Raw genomic sequence first — 15038 nt, forward strand, 5'->3', positions numbered from 1 at the left:
TCGAAGACCTGATGTCCCGACTACGGTAGGAACCTCGGACCCACCGATCGGTAGGCCCGAATCCGGTAGGAAGAGACGCGTGGACAACCACTGCTCGCCCTTCGCCGCCGACTGTTCGGTGCGCCTGGCCACCGACCTGATCGCCCACACCTGGGACCCCGTGGTGCTGATGGCACTGCGGGCGGGCAGGCGCCGCCGCATCGACCTCCTGAACGGCATCGCGGGCGTCAGCGACAAGGTCCTGACCCAGGCGCTCCGCCGTCTGCACACCAACGGTCTGATCACACGGATCACCACACCGGCCGACCGCTCCGTGGCGTACGAACTGTCCGAACTGGGCGGCAGTCTCGCGGACGGGCCGCTGGCCGCCCTCGGCCAATGGGCGATCGACCACGTCGATCAGGTCCTCGCCGCCCAGGAGCACCACGGCGCCCGGAGCGGTTCACCCGGGTGAGCCGCTGCGGGCGGCGGGTCGCGTGAGGTCAGACTCCGCTCCCGCACCGGCCCGCCGACGGGGTCGAGGACCAGGTCCAGGCCCCGGCCGTCGGTCACCTCGGTCAGGTGGTCCACGACCGTCCCCGCCACCTCCAGATGCTCTCCAGCGGCCCCATCCGTCAACTGCTGCCGCTGGAGCCTGAGTTCGGATTCGGGCAGGCACCCGGTGCCGACCGGACGGCGGGAGTCGGTGTGCTTCCGTGCCGCACGGCCCGGGCGGCCCGACGGGCGGCGGCGAGGTTGTCGCGGACGGCCAGGGTGTCCGGGTCGGTGCCGGGTGGGGCGAGCAGGCTGTGCTCGATGTCGTCGTGTGCGAGCCATGCCGCGGTGCAGAGCGTGTTCACCGCCAAGGGGTCCCTCTGGGCCAGGGTGCGCAGGGTGACGTCCCAGACGCGGGCGACGGTGCGTTCGGCCGGAATGCCGTCGGCAGCCTTGTCGAGTCTGGTGCCCAGCCTGCGGCGGTAGCCGTCGAGGGTGACGCCCCGGTTCTGGGCGAGACAGGCGCCGGCCTGTTTCAACGCCAGGGGCAGACAGCCCGGTTCGGCGGCCAGGACAGATACGCGGCCTCACCGTACGCAGGACTTCCGACGAGCTTCCACGTGCGCGGGGACAGGCACCGCACGACGACGCCGAAGTTCACCCGGACGACTGGCGGGCCAGTTCCAGGTTCGACCGGTGGGGGCCGGAGAGCCAGTCCTGCTCAAGACGCGCGTCGATCGGTTCCTCTCCTCGCCGCAGCGCGTCGATGTACGCGCGATCGGCGGCAAGGCGGGCCGCCACCTCGGGACCCTCGGCAACGGCTCCATGACCGGGGACCAGGACATCGACGTGCCGGACAACCTCCCCCAGCCGGTCGAGTGCCGTCTCGTAGGCACTCACCTGATCGGGGCGGCGGGGGTCGAGGAGCGGGATCAGGACGTCGGAGAGCATGTCGCCGGCGAGCAGGACGCCACGGTCCGCGAGGAGAACCGCGGCGTGGCCGATCGCGTGCGCCTGGTGCTCGACGATCTCGCCCGGCACGGGTCCCCCGTCCGCGGGCAGCGGGGTGAGGAGCCCGATCAGCTCGAGAGGGACGCCCGACGTGCTCCGCTCCGCCATCCGCCGCGCCGCTTCCCGGGCTTCCCCGGCGGCTCGGGCGCCGCCGGGGGTGGCGTAGCGCGGCACGTCGCCGAACCGGGAATGCCAGAGCAGGTGGTCCCAGTGGGGATGGGTGGAGAACCCGGCGACCACCTCGATGCCGAGCCGGTCCACGTCATCGGCGAGCTGGTTCAGATCGGAACCGTCAATGCCGGGATCGACCAGGATCAGCCCGTCCTCCCCGCGTACCACGACGGCGTTGCTCCAGACCCACTCGCTCTGCCGGACCCAGACTCCGTCGGCCACCCGATTCAGCATCGGTCCACTGTGTCAGGTGTCCGCGCCCGGAGCGGGTCGCGACGCCCTCCGAGCCCGGATTCGCGACCGGATGGATCTCGCGGGTCGGGTCGCCCTCGGAGCACCGCCCGACTCCCCCGTCGGGCCGGTGCTCCCGGGGCGTGCGTCTTCCCCGGCGTACGCGAGGGCCTCTTGCGGCTCCGGCGGCGTGCCGGTGGACCCGGCACGCCGCCGGGTCCGCGCCCACCGCCGACCGGACGCGTCTCAACGGTTGACGGAGCGCATACCCGCCTCGTCATAGCGCTCACCAGCCGCCTCGGGCAGCTCCGCGTCGATGCGGGCCAGGTCGTCCTTGGTCAGCGTGATGTCGACCGCGGCGGCGTTCTGCTCCAGGTAGGTGCGGCGCTTGGTGCCCGGGATCGGCACCAAGTGCTCGCCCTGGGCCAGCACCCAGGCGATGGCCAGCTGGGCCGGGGACACCTCCTTCTCGGCGGCGATCTCCTTCACCTTCGCCGCCAGCCGCAGGTTCGCCTCCAGGTTGGCGTCCTGGAAGCGCGGGTTCTCGCGGCGCCAGTCGTTCGCGTCCAGCTCGTCCGGCGAGCTGAACCGGCCGGCGAGGAAGCCGCGGCCGAGCGGCGAGTACGGCACGAAGCCGATGCCCAGTTCACGGCAGGCGGGCAGCACCTCGGCCTCCACATCCCGTGACCACAGCGAGTACTCGCTCTGCACCGCGGTGACCGGGTGCACGGCGTGGGCGCGCCGGATGGTCTCCGCGCTCGCCTCGCTCAGGCCGATGTACCGCACCTTGCCCTCGGCGACCAGCTCGCCCAGCGCGCCGGCCGTCTCCTCGATGGGTACGTTCGGGTCGACCCGGTGCTGGTAGTACAGGTCGATGTGGTCGGTCCCCAGACGCTGCAGGGAACCCTCGACCGAGCTCCGGACGTGCTCGGCCGAGCCGTCCTGCGGGCCGACCGTGCTGATGTCGCCGGGTACGGCATCGTCCATCCGGTAGTTGAACTTCGTCGCGATCACGTATTCCTCGCGACGTCCCCGGATCGCCTCGCCGACGAGCGACTCGTTGGTGAGCGGCCCGTACATCTGCGCGGTGTCGAGGAAGTTCACCCCCAGGTCGAGGGCGCGCCGGATGGTCGCGATCCCCTCCTCCTGGTCCGCGGATCCGTAGAAGGCGGACATGCCCATGCATCCCAAGCCGATGGCCGATACCTGAAGGTCTCGCAGACTGCGCTTCTGCATACCGCGTCCCAGCCTCTCTCTGCACACTCGTTCGTCGTTCGTCGTTCGTCGGACAGCACGGAGCCCCTCGTCCATCTAGCGACGTTTTTCACGGCCCGGCATCCTGTGAGGTGCACCGGACCCGTGGGCTTCGTGAGCCGTACCGTGCGTGACGCTACGACCTGGAGCGCTCTCCAACGCAAGTCGGCCCCGGACCTGCCGGCGCGTTGCCGGGAGTCGCGGTGGACGCGGCGGCGGACGGCACCCCGCCGGAGAGCGGGGCCCCGCCCGTCGCTTCGAACTCCCGCTGGCGAGCGCCCGGGCGACGCCCACCAGCGCGTGTCACTGCTGCGCGAAGTGTTCCTCGAGCCGGCTGAGCAGGGCGGCGAACGCCGGGGACATGGTGGTGTCGGACCGGGTGAGAGTGGTCGAGCGGCCACCGTCCTCCACCGTGATCGTGTAGCTCATCGCGTCCCTGGCGTGGCCGGGCCGTTCCTCTTCTGCCTCCGGGACGGCCGCCGCCACCAACCGGTCCAGTTCCACCGCCGCGCTCTCGGGCAGGGCATCGGTGTCCAGCACCTTGGGCGGGAGACCCAGGCGGATCGCGGCCGCCTGCCCTCCGTGCGCTGCCCAGGTCACCTTCATCGGGCACGCCCTCCCGCTCGGCCGACCGGCACTCCTCGCCGTCGGGGCCGCCCGCGTCGACCGCCGGCGGTCATCTGCTCTTCAGCGCGGTCACGTCCTTGGCCAGCCCCGTCACCTGGGCGGCCAGTGCGCCGATCTGCTGGTTCACGGTCGCCAGGCCGCTGTCCCCGCCCGGACCACCGCTCCGGTTGGCGGCGAGGCTCCGCGCCCGGGCGACGCCTGCCAGGATCCCGCTGATCTGGATGCCCACGTCCTGCCAGGCCGCCAGTACGGCCAACTGCTCGGCGCTGTCGTCGCCGAACAGTTCCGCGGCCTTCCGGTAGGTGGTGTTCGCGAACTCCTGGAACTGGGTCTCGGAGTGGGAGGCCTTGAGCGATTCGTACCAGATGAGTCCGGGAGCCTCCCACGCGAATCCGCCGATGCGCAGTGCCGCCAGGAAGAACGCCTTGTTCGGAATGCCGGAGTTGACGTGCACTCCGCCGAAATCACCCATCTCGGTGTCCGGCAGTTTGACGTAGTTCTCCATGTTGTCGGGCTGGGGGTCCCTGCCGAACAGGTCGTTGTCGTACGCGTGCCCCGGGGCCTTCATCGAGCGCAGGGCGTCGGCGTCGATCCCGGGAGTGAAGATCTCGGGCCCGATCAGCCAGTCCGCCTCGTCGGCCGACTGCCTCAGCGACCACTGCTTGACCAGCGATCCGAAGACGTCCGACATGGACTCGTTCAGGGCCCCGGACTGGTTGTGGTACTCGAGCCCCGCGGTGTTCTCGGTGACTCCGTGCGCCAGCTCGTGGCCGATCACGTCGACGGATCCGGTGAAGTCGGAGAACATCCTTCCGTCCCCGTCACCGAAAACCATCTGCTGCCCGTCCCAGAAGGCGTTGTTGAACTTCTTGCCGAAGTGGACGAACGCGTTCAGACGCATCCCGTGGCCGTCGATCGAATTGCGGTTGAACACCGTCCTGTAGAAATCACGCGTCGCACCGAGTCCGTCGAACGCCCGGTTGACGGAACCGTCCGCGGACTCCGCTCCGTCCTCCGACCGGGCGAGAACGGCCGACGACAGGAAGGTCCTGTTCTTGCAGTCGAAGACGGTCCGTCGACCGCCGACGGGGGCGGCGGCGGCACCGGCGAAGGACGCCCGAACCCCTCGCTCGCCCCGCAACCGAGAGGTGGTCAGCAAGGTGTCCAGCGCCGCCTGGCGCACCTCGCTCTCGTCACTCCTCAGGAGCTTCTCGAGAATGTGTGGGGGAATGATGCAGTTAAGGTGACAGGTCCTGGTCATGGAACACCTCGCGCACATGAGGAGGAGCGGTGAAGCGCTGCTCCTCGGATGTTGTTGCGTGGATCGTTCTTCGCGTTCCGGACGATCACACCGGGCCCGACCGGAGCTCGCCGTCGTCGGTCGCCTGCGCCGGAGGCAGCACACCGACGGTATCGATCACCAGGCGGACGGTTTTGCCGTGACCGGACAATCGCGTCTGACGCGCCGGACGACACCTGCTCCGTACATACGGACGGCGCGGTGAGTTCCGGGATGCCGGCTCAGCCGTGTAGCGAGCGGTTTCACCATCTGCTTGGCACGCACGGCCGAAGAGGTGAGAACCGTGTCTACTTCGAGTATCCTCTCGGCACCATCGACACGCACCCCGAACAAGGCACTTTTTCGCACGACGACGCGGACCTGTCGACAGCTTTCCCGGGGCAACAACTTCTGCGCACACCCGGCCACTTCGAACGCGGCGCCGGTGGTCACCGGCCATGGCGGCGCCCCACTGCCCCGGGAAGGGCCGACGTCACCAGCCGTCGGCGTTTCCGGGGCCGACTCCTCCACGCCCCGCTCCGTCAGAATGCCGCCGTGCCCTCCACCGGTTCCCGCAAGTCGACCGTGAATCCGGCCTGTTCGAGTGCCATGGCTCCGCTCGTGCTCGCCATGGCCAGCACGAGCCGGGCGGAGGCGATGCGCACGAGCACGACCTCGGTCCGGTTCGCGACCGCCTTCAGCGCGAGCGGCCCCCGCCCCTCGGACAGCTCGATCCGCGCCCGGAAAACGGGGCGGCCCTCCATGGCGGCGCGGGTGAACACGGGGTGAGCCGCCGTACGCAGCCCGGCCTCCCTCGCGAACGCGCGCTCCTGGGGATCCTCACCCACGAAGACGCACTCATCGGCCGCAGCGGGCGCCATACCCTCCTCCGCCGTACCGGCGACCGCCTCGTCGAAGATCTTCCGGCTGTCCTTGGGACCCCAGTGCACGAGCGCGTCGTCCGTGAAACGGCCGGGGAACGCCTTCTGCAGGGCCGACGCGGCACGTTCCGTGTCGCCTTCACCCGGACCGGGGTCGGAAATGACGCCCTTGCGCACCTCGCTCAATTCTTCGAGCACGGCGAGGACACGAGGCAGGGGCGACAGCACCAGTGAACCGTCCGCCTCCCTCCGGACGTCCGCCAAGGTCGCTCCTATGTCGAAGAAGAGCACGGGCATCTCGGTGCCTCCGCGACGTGAAACCGGATCCGGAATCGGCATGCGCCCGAGCGAAAAGGCCAGAGCGGCAAGGCCCGTTCGGGAGCGAACGGAGCCGAAGGAGCGGGTGCCGCCCGATACGAGGAACCCCGGCGCTCCGCGGCGCACAGGCGTTCCGGGAACGGACTCCCGGCCACTCCATCGTCCGCCCCCGGTTGCGCTTTCGCATCCCGGGATGTAGGCGAATGCCGTTTAATCTCGGACAGTTGAAATAAATACGGAGTGGCGGTGATTACGAGTCGCCCCTGAGCCATCGGTGGCCGGTCAGCCCCGCGACGGGACGGCTTCCACGTCATCTCCTCAACCGGCTTTGTCTTCCTGGGCCTTGCTCCGAGGCCGACGGGAAGATCTCATCGAATCGGATATCCTGGAATAACCCCCTCGGTGACTTCCGGCGACGATCGACATCATTCACCTCCAGATCCAGCGGACGGCGTTCGACGCCTCCGTCCAGGGGCCTTCTACGGGACGTACGCGACAACGTGTGGGAGCGACGCCATGCACCTCTCGCCAGTCGAGATCAAGGTCAACATCGAGGACGACACGGCGGCCGCGCTGTCGGCCCTCGGCGCATCGGACAGTGCGATGATCACGCGCCGCATCTGGTTCGCCGAGGACCGGGAGGGCGTCGCCCAGGGACGCGTGCCCCTGTTGGAGGGCGGCGTGATCGTGAGGTTCAGGGTCGGCGGCGATGCGGACGACCTGACCGTCAAATTGCGTCCATGCGTCCGGGAGCAGCTGGTCGGCCGGTTCTCCGCTCCGTTCGACGCGGAGCCGTTCACGTACAAGATCGAGGAGGACTGGTCGGGGAAGAGCCGCGTACTGTCCGCTTCCCTGGTTCACGATCACCCGCCGGGAGCGTTGTCGGGTGCGGTGGGGACCGGAGCCGACCCCGCCACGGCGATCGACTCCGTGCAGGAACAGTTCCTGCACGCCTGCGTGCCCGCCGTCCCGCTCGGCGGGCTGGTCGCGCTGGGGCCGATCCGCTCGACGAAGTTCGACGACGTCCAGCTCGACGACCTGGACGTGGACCTGGAGGCGTGGTCGGTCGCCGGTCTGGACTTCCTGGAGGGATCGATCCGGGTGAAGCCGAAGGACGAGGACGACCTGGAGAAGCTGACGGAGCGGGCCGAACGCAAGCAGCGAAAGCTGGAGGAGGCGGTGCGGGAGCGCGGGGTGACGCTCTCCGAACATCCCGAGAGCAAGACCCGACGCGTCCTCACCGCCCTGGCGGGTTCCGGACAGACATGAAGATCCGTCATACGATCACGACGCACGGCCTTCCGAGACAGTCGCCCTGGGCGTGCGGTCCACCGGACAGACCCTGTCAGTGATCGGGGCCGCGCGGACCGACGCGAACCGAAGGGCGGACATGAACGGCCCCACCAGAAGAGGCGACCTGTTCGACGACGTCGACGGCGCTCGCCGGTTCACCGGCCCGACGACCGGCGACGAACGGCGCATGCTCATCGATGTCCTGAGTGCCCAGCGCTCGACACTGCGGCTGAAGTGCTCCGGTCTGGGACCGGAGTTGTCCCTGCGGTCCGTGGAACCGTCCGCGCTCTCGCTGCTCGGCCTGGTCCGGCACCTCGCCGATGTGGAACGCCGCTGGTTCCGCCAGGTCCTGGCCGGGCAGGACGCGCCGCCCCTCTTCTCCTCGACGACCGATCCCGACGGGGACTTCGACGGCGCCACGGACGACCCTCAGGTCGTCGCGACAGCCTGGGAGGCGTGGCGGACAGAGGTGGCCTTCGCCGAACAGTTCGTCACCGAAGCCCCCGGCCTCGACATCGAGGGCGAGGACTCCTGGCGCGGAACGGTCTCGCTGCGCTGGGTCCTCATCCACATGATCGAGGAGTACGCCCGCCACAACGGCCACGCCGACCTGCTCCGCGAGCGCATCGACGGGGCGATCGGCCTGTGACTTCCTTCCCCCCTCTCGGCCAGCTCCCGCGCCGGTGACGGCAGGGCCGGGCTGCGGTGTCAGTCCGCTGAAGTAGCCTTCCAGCCACCGCACACCGACTGGGAGGACCCAGAGAATTGACTGACATGTCTGCTTTCCCGCTGCCCTTTCATGCTTCCCGTTCCATATCGCTCGCGACACCCCGAACGCTGCGGGAACTTCAGATGATGCAGTGCAGTGCCCATATTCGGGCGAAGCCCGGGTGGTTCGACAAGATGAACGACGCCGACATCGTCGCCAGGTGGACGCAAGAAGCGGTCTCCCAGGGCCTCACCGAAGCGCAGGTTCGTTACGTGCTTGCCGAACTCGCGCATTACGCCGCGCTGCGGGACGGACGAACCGGCGTCGAGGTGTCCGCCGTCGACGGGGTGTGGCAGTCGGACACGCTGGTCGACGACGAGCTCGGATCCCGGCTGCGCGAGGCGGTCCGGGTTCTGGAACAGGTCCCCGAAGCAGAACAGGACTGGCACCCCGGATCCGACGGCCAGGTACTGGATCTGGTTCATCCCTCACTGTTCTGCCTGGTGCGGGAGGCGAGCGGCGCGCCCGAGCGGGCCTGGCGGAACCCGACGGACCGTTACTCGAAGTACGAGTTCTCGGAGAAGTTCCAGTGGCTGCCCACGGACGTCGACGTCAGCGACGACGGCGATGTCGTCTTCCGTTCGTACGTCAACAACGTCCACCCCGAGACGCATCGCGAACTGGCCTCCGTGCTCCCGGACTTGTTCGCGTCCATGCGCCCGCTGCTGGAGAACGTGCTCACCGATCTGCGTCATCCGCGGCCCCTGCGCATCGAGGTCGATCCTTACGGGTGGTACGAGTCGCAGGAGCCCAACTATCCGGACAAATCGTCCTACAGTGACGACGAGGCCTACACGGAAGCCGTCCGCGTATGGGAAAAGGCTCAGGACGACTGGTGGGAGAACCGCAGCCCGACCATCCCGGACGCCCCGGTCTTCACCCCGCCCGAGTCACCTGACGAATCCGCCCGGGTCGACCTGCGCGGCCGCGGTCTCCAGGTCATCGTCAAGCTCGCCACCATTCATCTCACCCCGGACAAGCCCGAGTACCCCGGTGGTTCCTGGCATGTCGAGGGGATGTTGAACGAGCGGATCGTCTCGACCGGCATCTATTACTGGGACAGCGAGAACATCACCGAAAGCCGGCTGAGTTTCCGGGCGGCACTCGACGACCCCCACTACGAACAGAGCGACGACGACGGCATGCGCGAGGTCTACGGCCTGGAGGACGCGGACGCCCTGAACCAGGTGCTGGGATCGGCGTCGACCCCGGCGGGCCGCTGCCTGGCGTTCCCGAACATCCTGCAACACCGCGTCGGCTCGTTCCGCCTCACGGACCCGACCCGCCCGGGACACCGCAAGATCCTCGCGTTCTTCCTGGTCGACCCGTCGGAGAAGATCGTTTCGACTTCCGATGTGCCGCCGCAGCAACCGTGGTCCGAGACTTCGACCATGACGCTCGAACAGGCCGAGAACTACCGCGAACAACTCATGCGGGAACGCAAGTTCTTCGTCGACGAACACAACGAGCAGCTCTACGAACGAGAATTCTCCCTCTGCGAGCACTGAACCTCTTCCGCCCTGAATGCGGACAGGTCGGGAGGGTGTGGACGCCTGAGACACGACGACAGACGTTGCCTTCGCGGCCGATCCGCACCGGCACCGGGCTCAGGACCAGCCCGGCGTCGGCGGGAGCGGCCACCGGGGCGGGGTCGGCAGCGGAACGTCCGACCGGAGCCGCGCGTCCGTACCTCGCCCGGCGAGCCAGGCGAGGATGGAATGCCCCGTGCCGATGACGGTGGGACCGGCCGGGGCCAGGGTCCAGACGCGGTCGAGGTCGGTGGCCTGGATACGGGCGACCGGGAAGTCGCGTGCGGTGAGCGCGGCGACGGTGTCGTCGAGTGCCCATGTGACGTAGTCGGAGGGCCAGTCGGCCGCGGTGTGCCCCAGGTCCAGGTCGACGTGGTGCGTCTCGAGTTCACGTCGGCAGCGCTGGAGGGTGAACCAGGCGGGGTGCCGCCATCCCGCGAGCGCGGTGACCAGGATGGACCAGCGTTCGGCCGGCACGGCTCGGGCCTCGTCGAGCAGTCGGTCGAAGCTGTCGCGCAGATCGGCCACGAGCTCATCGGCGGAGCGCTCGGCCCCCTCGCGCAGCGCACGGTCCAGGGCGGCGGCGTCCGCCCGCGGGCCGGGTTCCCCGCCGGTGCGCGCCGACCTCAGCAGCCACCGGTACGCGTCGGCGCCGCGGGCGAGGTGGGTGATGACGTGGCCGCGGCTCCAGCCGGGCAACGCCGACGGCTCGCGGGCCTGGAGGTGGCTCAGCGAGCCCAGGCGGGCGCCGACGCGCGCGACGGAATCCTGGATCTCGTCGAGGAGGTGGTCGATGCCCGTGAGGGTGATGCCGGAGGTCTCGGTCACAGTCGTCATTCTTTCGCGCATCCGGTGAGCCGTCAGCGAACGAAGGCACCGTGGCGGGTCCGGCGGCACGAGCCAAGGACGAAGCAACCGTCCGGACACCGCGTGACGGCGTTCGGCTGGAACCGGTATCACTCCTGCGGATCACTCCTGGGGACGCGTCACGTCCTGCAGGGGGAAGGCCATCATGCTGACGCCCAGGGGGGTGGTGCCGGGCGTGTGCGGCGGCCGGGCCGCCTCGTGGAGCTCGACGGCGAGTTCCGCGAGTCGTCGTCGGACGCTCTGCCAGGTCCGGGGGTCCACCCACAGTTCGGCGTCGACGGTGACGCCCTCGCCGCCCTCCACGCGCCGCCTGGCGCGTTCCCGGAGGGTGTGCGCCATGGTCTCGGCCAGCATCGGGGTCCCGTCGTGCTGGTCGGACAACGGCGTGCCCTGGACGGTGCGGTAGCGGCGCTCCCTGCCACCGCGGCGAGTGCGTTCCTCCGCCAGCTCGACCAGGCCCACCGCGTCCAGGCGCCGCAGGTGCTGACTGGCCAGCGCGTGGGAGATGTCCAACTCGCGGGAGAGCTCGGCGGCCGACATCGGCCCCGGCCACATGAGGCTGAGCATCCGCAGTCGCACGGGATGGGCGAGCGCGCGCAGCACGGGATCGGTATCGGTCACGCAAGCCAGTAAAGCGCACGTCGGCACCACGGGCCCGCTACCACCAATCAAATGATTGGGGGTAGGTTGTGCAGCCACACACGCCAAGGGGGCGGACATGGGCTGGAACACGTCGAAGGTCTTCCGGGACCGCAACGCGGGTCTCTATCTGGGCGGAGTGATCGTCTCCGGTTTCGGTGACTCGGCCATGTCGCTGGCCGCCGGGATCTGGGTCAAGACGCTCACCGGTTCCAGCAGCCTCGCCGCGCTCGTGGGCTTCTGCGTCTGGCTGCCGACGTTCGCGGGGCCGGTGATCGGCACCGTGGCGGACCGGGTGCGCCGCCGCCCGCTTCTGGTCGCCACCAATCTGGTCCTGGCCGCCGTCATGACCGCGCCGTTCGTGGTGCGCTCGCAGGAGCAGGTCTGGCTGCTGTTCGCCGTGCTGACCCTGGTCGGCACGGGCATGGTGCTCACGGACGCGGCCGAGACGGCCCTGGTGGCGGCCGCCGTTCCGGACGAACTGCGCGGCGACTTCAACGGCTTGGTGCTCACCGCCATCGAGAGCATGAAGCTGCTCGCTCCGCTGGCCGGCGCCGGCCTGTTCACCGCCTTCGGCGGGCCGACGGTGGCGCTGCTGGACGCGGCCACCTTCGTCCTGGCGGCGGCCGCCTTCAGACTGATCCGGGTGCAGGAAGCCCCGCCCGCGGCACGCGTCAAGCGATCGTGGACCGCCGAGACCGCCGAAGGAGCCCGCTACCTGCAGCGGCACCCGGTACTGCGCCCGCTCGTCGCCACCAGCGGGACGGCCCTGGTGCTGGGCGCCCTCAGCAGCACGGCCACGTACGCGATGCTCGACGCCGGACTCCACCGGTCCCCGGCCTTCGCCGGTGTGCTCACCTCGCTCCAGGGCCTCGGATCGGTCGTCAGCGGACTGGCGGCCGGCACACTGATGCGCCGGTGGCCCGAGCGCACCTTCCCGGCGGCCGGACTCGCCCTCCTCGCCGTCGGCGTGCTGGCACGGGCGACTCCCTGGACGCCCGTCGTCCTCGGCGGCAGCCTGGCACTCGGGCTGGGCCTGCCCTGCCCGCTCGTCGCAGCGCTGACAGCCGTCCAGAGGCACACCCCGCCCGAGTTGCTCGGCCGGGTCGCGGCGACGGCCAACACCTTGATGTACGCGCCCACCGGACTCGCCCTGCTCCTGGGCACGGGAATGGTGGCCGGCCTCGACTACCGGGTACAGCTCCTCGCCGCCGGTACGTTCGGCCTGGCCGCGGCGGCCGTGCTCGCCATGACCGGCCGCACCACGCGCACCACGGCACCGGCCGGCGCCCGGTCCACGCCCGAGACGGAGGAGGCCGACGCGCCGTAGAGGGAGCGACGCCGGGAGACGGGCCGCCGGAACCCGCCGCGGTGTTCCGGCCGCGGCCCGCCGGTTCCACCGCCGCCCGTCCCGCGTCCTGCGGCGGGGCGGGGGCGGGCGGCGATGTCGTGCGTGCCTGTTCGTACGCGGCCGGTGCCGTCGAACCCGTATCCGCTCCTCTCCCGCGTACGCCGCTCGACAGGCGGCACGCGGGCCGGTCGCGGCGGGGAGAAGCAGGATGGCGGAGCGTTCGCGAAGGCGTCGGCCGGCTCAGCGGTCACCGCTCCGTCGACTCCGTCGACGGACTACTTGCTGACGGCGAAGCGCATCAGGGCGTGCTCGTCCCCCTGCTTGATCTTCCCTGTCGTGTTGATGACTTCGAGCTTCCAGCCGGTGCCGACCCGCATCGCCTTCGCCACGGCACAGCCGTTGTCCTGGGTGAGCAGGCTGGGCCATATGTCGGCGACCTGCTGGGAGCTCCCGCCGGTCGCGTCGTACACCTTGAAGCTGATGTTGCGCGCCTTCTCGAAGGCGCTGCCCTTCTTGTACGCGGCGGCGACGAACACGATCGACGTGATGTGGGGCGGGATCCCGGCGAACTCGACGGTCACCGTCTCGTCGTCGCCGTCCCCGTGCCCGGTCTGGTTGTCACCGCTGTGGACCAACGAGCCGTTGCCCATGGGGTCGAGCGAGTCGAGGCCCGCGAGGCGTACCGGGTCCCGGCCCTGCATGGCGATGGCGATCAGATCCAGGTCGGTACCCGACTTGCGGCGCAGTTTGCCCAGCACTCCACCACTGCTGCCGGCCGTGGGATCCCAGGACACGCCGATGGACAGATGGGTCACTCCGTCCAGGTCCGCGGGGCCGTCTTCCTTGGTGAGCGTGATCATGCCTGGGCCGTCCTCTCGATCAGGGCTACACCACGCAGAGTGTGCCTGGGCCCTCGTTGGTTCCACAGTCGCGGGGTCCGCTTTCGCCGGACTCGGCCGCGGTCGCGGCACCGGACGTTCCCGCGCGGGCCGTCGACGCCTCCGCCGCGGCGGCCGTGCGACGTCTTCGTGACGGTGCGGGCCCGGCGGACGGCAGGGCGGGATGGACACCCGCGCGATACGGGGAACCCTCGCGGGCGTCAGTTCAGCCGGTCACACCGACGGGCGCACCACCGGGCGAGCCCCCATCACCACCCGCGGTCCCCGCCACGGCACGCCGACACGGGCGCTGCTCGCGTGGCGGCCGCTCGATGGACGACCACTCGCGAAGGCGACACCGCCGTCGGCCGTCACCCGGATGCGTGCGTGGGCTCGCCGGACAGTGCCGCGCGATGGGCTTCGTCATGAATGAGGAGCGAGAGGAGCGAGGCCACCGTCAGCCCCTGACCCGCTTCGGTCGGATGGCGCAGGATCTTGCCGGGGTCGATCTGGTAGATGTTGCCGCGCCCCTGGCGGATGTGCGAGAGATATCCGGCCTGCTCCAGGTCCGCGATGATCTTCTGCACCGCCCGTTCGGTCAGCCTGCACCGGGCGGCGATATCGCGGACGCGAGCGCTCTGGTTGTCCGCGATGGCCGCGAGGACGCGAGCGTGGTTCGTCAGGAACGTCCATCCGTTGTGTGACTCGGGTACCCCATCCATGCTCCGAGTCTACTGAGCAAGCATGCGCGTATCCAAAAACACGTACTACCGTTCACGTATCAGTTGACGTACGTTGCCTTCCTGGGGGAACGTTGAAGTGGACCACGCGAACGCATGTGGGAGTGAGCCATGAAGCAACCCTCGCACCGGGCCCGGACCCTCACGGCGCCCGACTCCCCCTGCCCCGACGAAGGCGGCACCGCGGGGCTGCTTCCGTCCGGCCGGGTATCCGTGTCGTCCGCGCCGAGCGGCGATCCGACCCCGGTGGCGGTGCGGGGTGAACTCGACCTCGTCTCGGGGCGTCAGGTCCGGGATCGACTGGGCGAAGCCCTCGCCGCTTCGGCCGGCGGTCTCGAGCTGGACCTGAGCGGGCTCACCTTCTGTGACTGCGCCGGCCTGAACGTGCTGCTGGAACTCCGGCACCGGGCCCTGGGCCAGGGCAAGGCCGTCACCATCCAGGCCGCCGACCCCGCGATCGTCAGGCTGCTCGACCTCGTGGGCGTTCAGGAGCTCTTCTCGCCCCCGCAGGCGCGGTGCGCGGAACCGCGTCGTCGCGAGCCCGTCGCCCTGGCCCCGCCGAAGCCGGGAACACCGCCCGGTGTCGATGTGCAGCGTGCCCGCTTCCCGTCACTGCTCGTGTCCGAGCCCGCTTGAAGGAAGCCGATCACCCGGTGGAACCGGTCCAGCCGCGAGGCCCGTCACGCCCGGCCGGCAGGACCTCACGCAACCGCCGGCCCTGACGGT

Annotated in this window: 16 protein-coding genes; 6 read left to right on the forward strand and 10 right to left on the reverse strand. The window is 69.8% G+C overall.

Going from position 1 to position 15038, the window contains the following annotated elements; translation table 11 throughout:
- Window positions 1-79 precede the first annotated feature (79 nt).
- Window positions 80-454 carry a winged helix-turn-helix transcriptional regulator gene (locus ACICHK_RS02120; RefSeq protein ID WP_406835326.1) on the forward strand — a complete coding sequence of 125 codons (375 nt, stop codon included), beginning with the start codon at window positions 80-82 and terminating at the stop codon, window positions 452-454.
- 160 nt (window positions 455-614) lie between these two features.
- Here the strand turns inward: ACICHK_RS02120 and ACICHK_RS02125 are convergent, their stop codons facing one another.
- The 6 genes from ACICHK_RS02125 to ACICHK_RS02150 form a co-directional block, all read right to left on the reverse strand.
- Window positions 615-1013, reverse strand: a complete 399-nt coding sequence (locus tag ACICHK_RS02125) for a hypothetical protein (protein ID WP_406835327.1) — start codon at window positions 1011-1013, stop codon at window positions 615-617.
- Between the two features lie 118 nt (window positions 1014-1131).
- A complete protein-coding gene (locus ACICHK_RS02130) occupies window positions 1132-1890 on the reverse strand; it encodes an MBL fold metallo-hydrolase (RefSeq protein ID WP_406835328.1) in 759 nt (252 codons plus the stop codon).
- A gap of 243 nt (window positions 1891-2133) precedes the next feature.
- Entirely contained in the window at window positions 2134-3123 is a 990-nt protein-coding gene (locus ACICHK_RS02135; protein WP_406835329.1) for an aldo/keto reductase, read from the reverse strand.
- A 321-nt stretch (window positions 3124-3444) separates the two neighbouring features.
- Window positions 3445-3747, reverse strand: coding sequence for a protealysin inhibitor emfourin (locus ACICHK_RS02140; protein WP_406835331.1), 303 nt, complete (start codon window positions 3745-3747; stop codon window positions 3445-3447).
- 70 nt (window positions 3748-3817) lie between these two features.
- Window positions 3818-5029, reverse strand: coding sequence for a M4 family metallopeptidase (locus ACICHK_RS02145; RefSeq protein WP_406835332.1), 1212 nt, complete (start codon window positions 5027-5029; stop codon window positions 3818-3820).
- A gap of 560 nt (window positions 5030-5589) precedes the next feature.
- Entirely contained in the window at window positions 5590-6225 is a 636-nt protein-coding gene (locus ACICHK_RS02150) for an HAD family hydrolase (RefSeq protein ID WP_406835334.1), read from the reverse strand.
- A gap of 537 nt (window positions 6226-6762) precedes the next feature.
- On the opposite strand from ACICHK_RS02150, the gene ACICHK_RS02155 reads away from it, so the two are divergent.
- From ACICHK_RS02155 to ACICHK_RS02165, 3 genes are all read left to right on the forward strand, one after another.
- Window positions 6763-7515, forward strand: a complete 753-nt coding sequence (locus ACICHK_RS02155; RefSeq protein ID WP_406835335.1) for a hypothetical protein — start codon at window positions 6763-6765, stop codon at window positions 7513-7515.
- Between the two features lie 121 nt (window positions 7516-7636).
- Window positions 7637-8188 (forward strand): DinB family protein, encoded by a 552-nt coding sequence (locus ACICHK_RS02160; RefSeq protein ID WP_406835337.1) that lies wholly within the window; start codon window positions 7637-7639, stop codon window positions 8186-8188.
- Between the two features lie 125 nt (window positions 8189-8313).
- On the forward strand, window positions 8314-9816 hold the full coding sequence (locus ACICHK_RS02165) for a DUF4246 domain-containing protein (protein ID WP_406835338.1): 1503 nt from the start codon (window positions 8314-8316) through the stop codon (window positions 9814-9816).
- Between the two features lie 99 nt (window positions 9817-9915).
- Here ACICHK_RS02165 and ACICHK_RS02170 read toward each other — a convergent pair whose 3' ends face one another.
- The gene (locus ACICHK_RS02170; protein WP_406835340.1) at window positions 9916-10665 is read right to left on the reverse strand and encodes a maleylpyruvate isomerase family mycothiol-dependent enzyme; all 750 of its coding nucleotides are present in this window, start codon (window positions 10663-10665) and stop codon (window positions 9916-9918) included.
- Window positions 10666-10806: 141 nt separating this feature from the next.
- Window positions 10807-11325 carry an ArsR/SmtB family transcription factor gene (locus tag ACICHK_RS02175; protein ID WP_406835341.1) on the reverse strand — a complete coding sequence of 173 codons (519 nt, stop codon included), beginning with the start codon at window positions 11323-11325 and terminating at the stop codon, window positions 10807-10809.
- Between the two features lie 97 nt (window positions 11326-11422).
- Here ACICHK_RS02175 and ACICHK_RS02180 point away from each other — a divergent pair, with 97 nt between their 5' ends.
- On the forward strand, window positions 11423-12673 hold the full coding sequence (locus ACICHK_RS02180) for an MFS transporter (RefSeq protein ID WP_406835342.1): 1251 nt from the start codon (window positions 11423-11425) through the stop codon (window positions 12671-12673).
- Between the two features lie 296 nt (window positions 12674-12969).
- Here the strand turns inward: ACICHK_RS02180 and ACICHK_RS02185 are convergent, their stop codons facing one another.
- Window positions 12970-13554, reverse strand: a complete 585-nt coding sequence (locus tag ACICHK_RS02185; RefSeq protein WP_151467775.1) for a TerD family protein — start codon at window positions 13552-13554, stop codon at window positions 12970-12972.
- Window positions 13555-13943: 389 nt separating this feature from the next.
- A complete protein-coding gene (locus tag ACICHK_RS02190) occupies window positions 13944-14294 on the reverse strand; it encodes a helix-turn-helix transcriptional regulator (protein WP_406835344.1) in 351 nt (116 codons plus the stop codon).
- A 129-nt stretch (window positions 14295-14423) separates the two neighbouring features.
- Between ACICHK_RS02190 and ACICHK_RS02195 the strand changes: the two genes are divergently transcribed.
- Window positions 14424-14948: an STAS domain-containing protein gene (locus ACICHK_RS02195; RefSeq protein WP_406835345.1), complete on the forward strand. Its 525-nt coding sequence runs from the start codon at window positions 14424-14426 to the stop codon at window positions 14946-14948.
- Window positions 14949-15038: the final 90 nt, after the last annotated feature.

The sequence above is a fragment of the Streptomyces sp. AHU1 genome (assembly GCF_045343905.1).
GTDB classification, from domain to species: Bacteria; Actinomycetota; Actinomycetes; order Streptomycetales; family Streptomycetaceae; genus Streptomyces; species Streptomyces triticiradicis.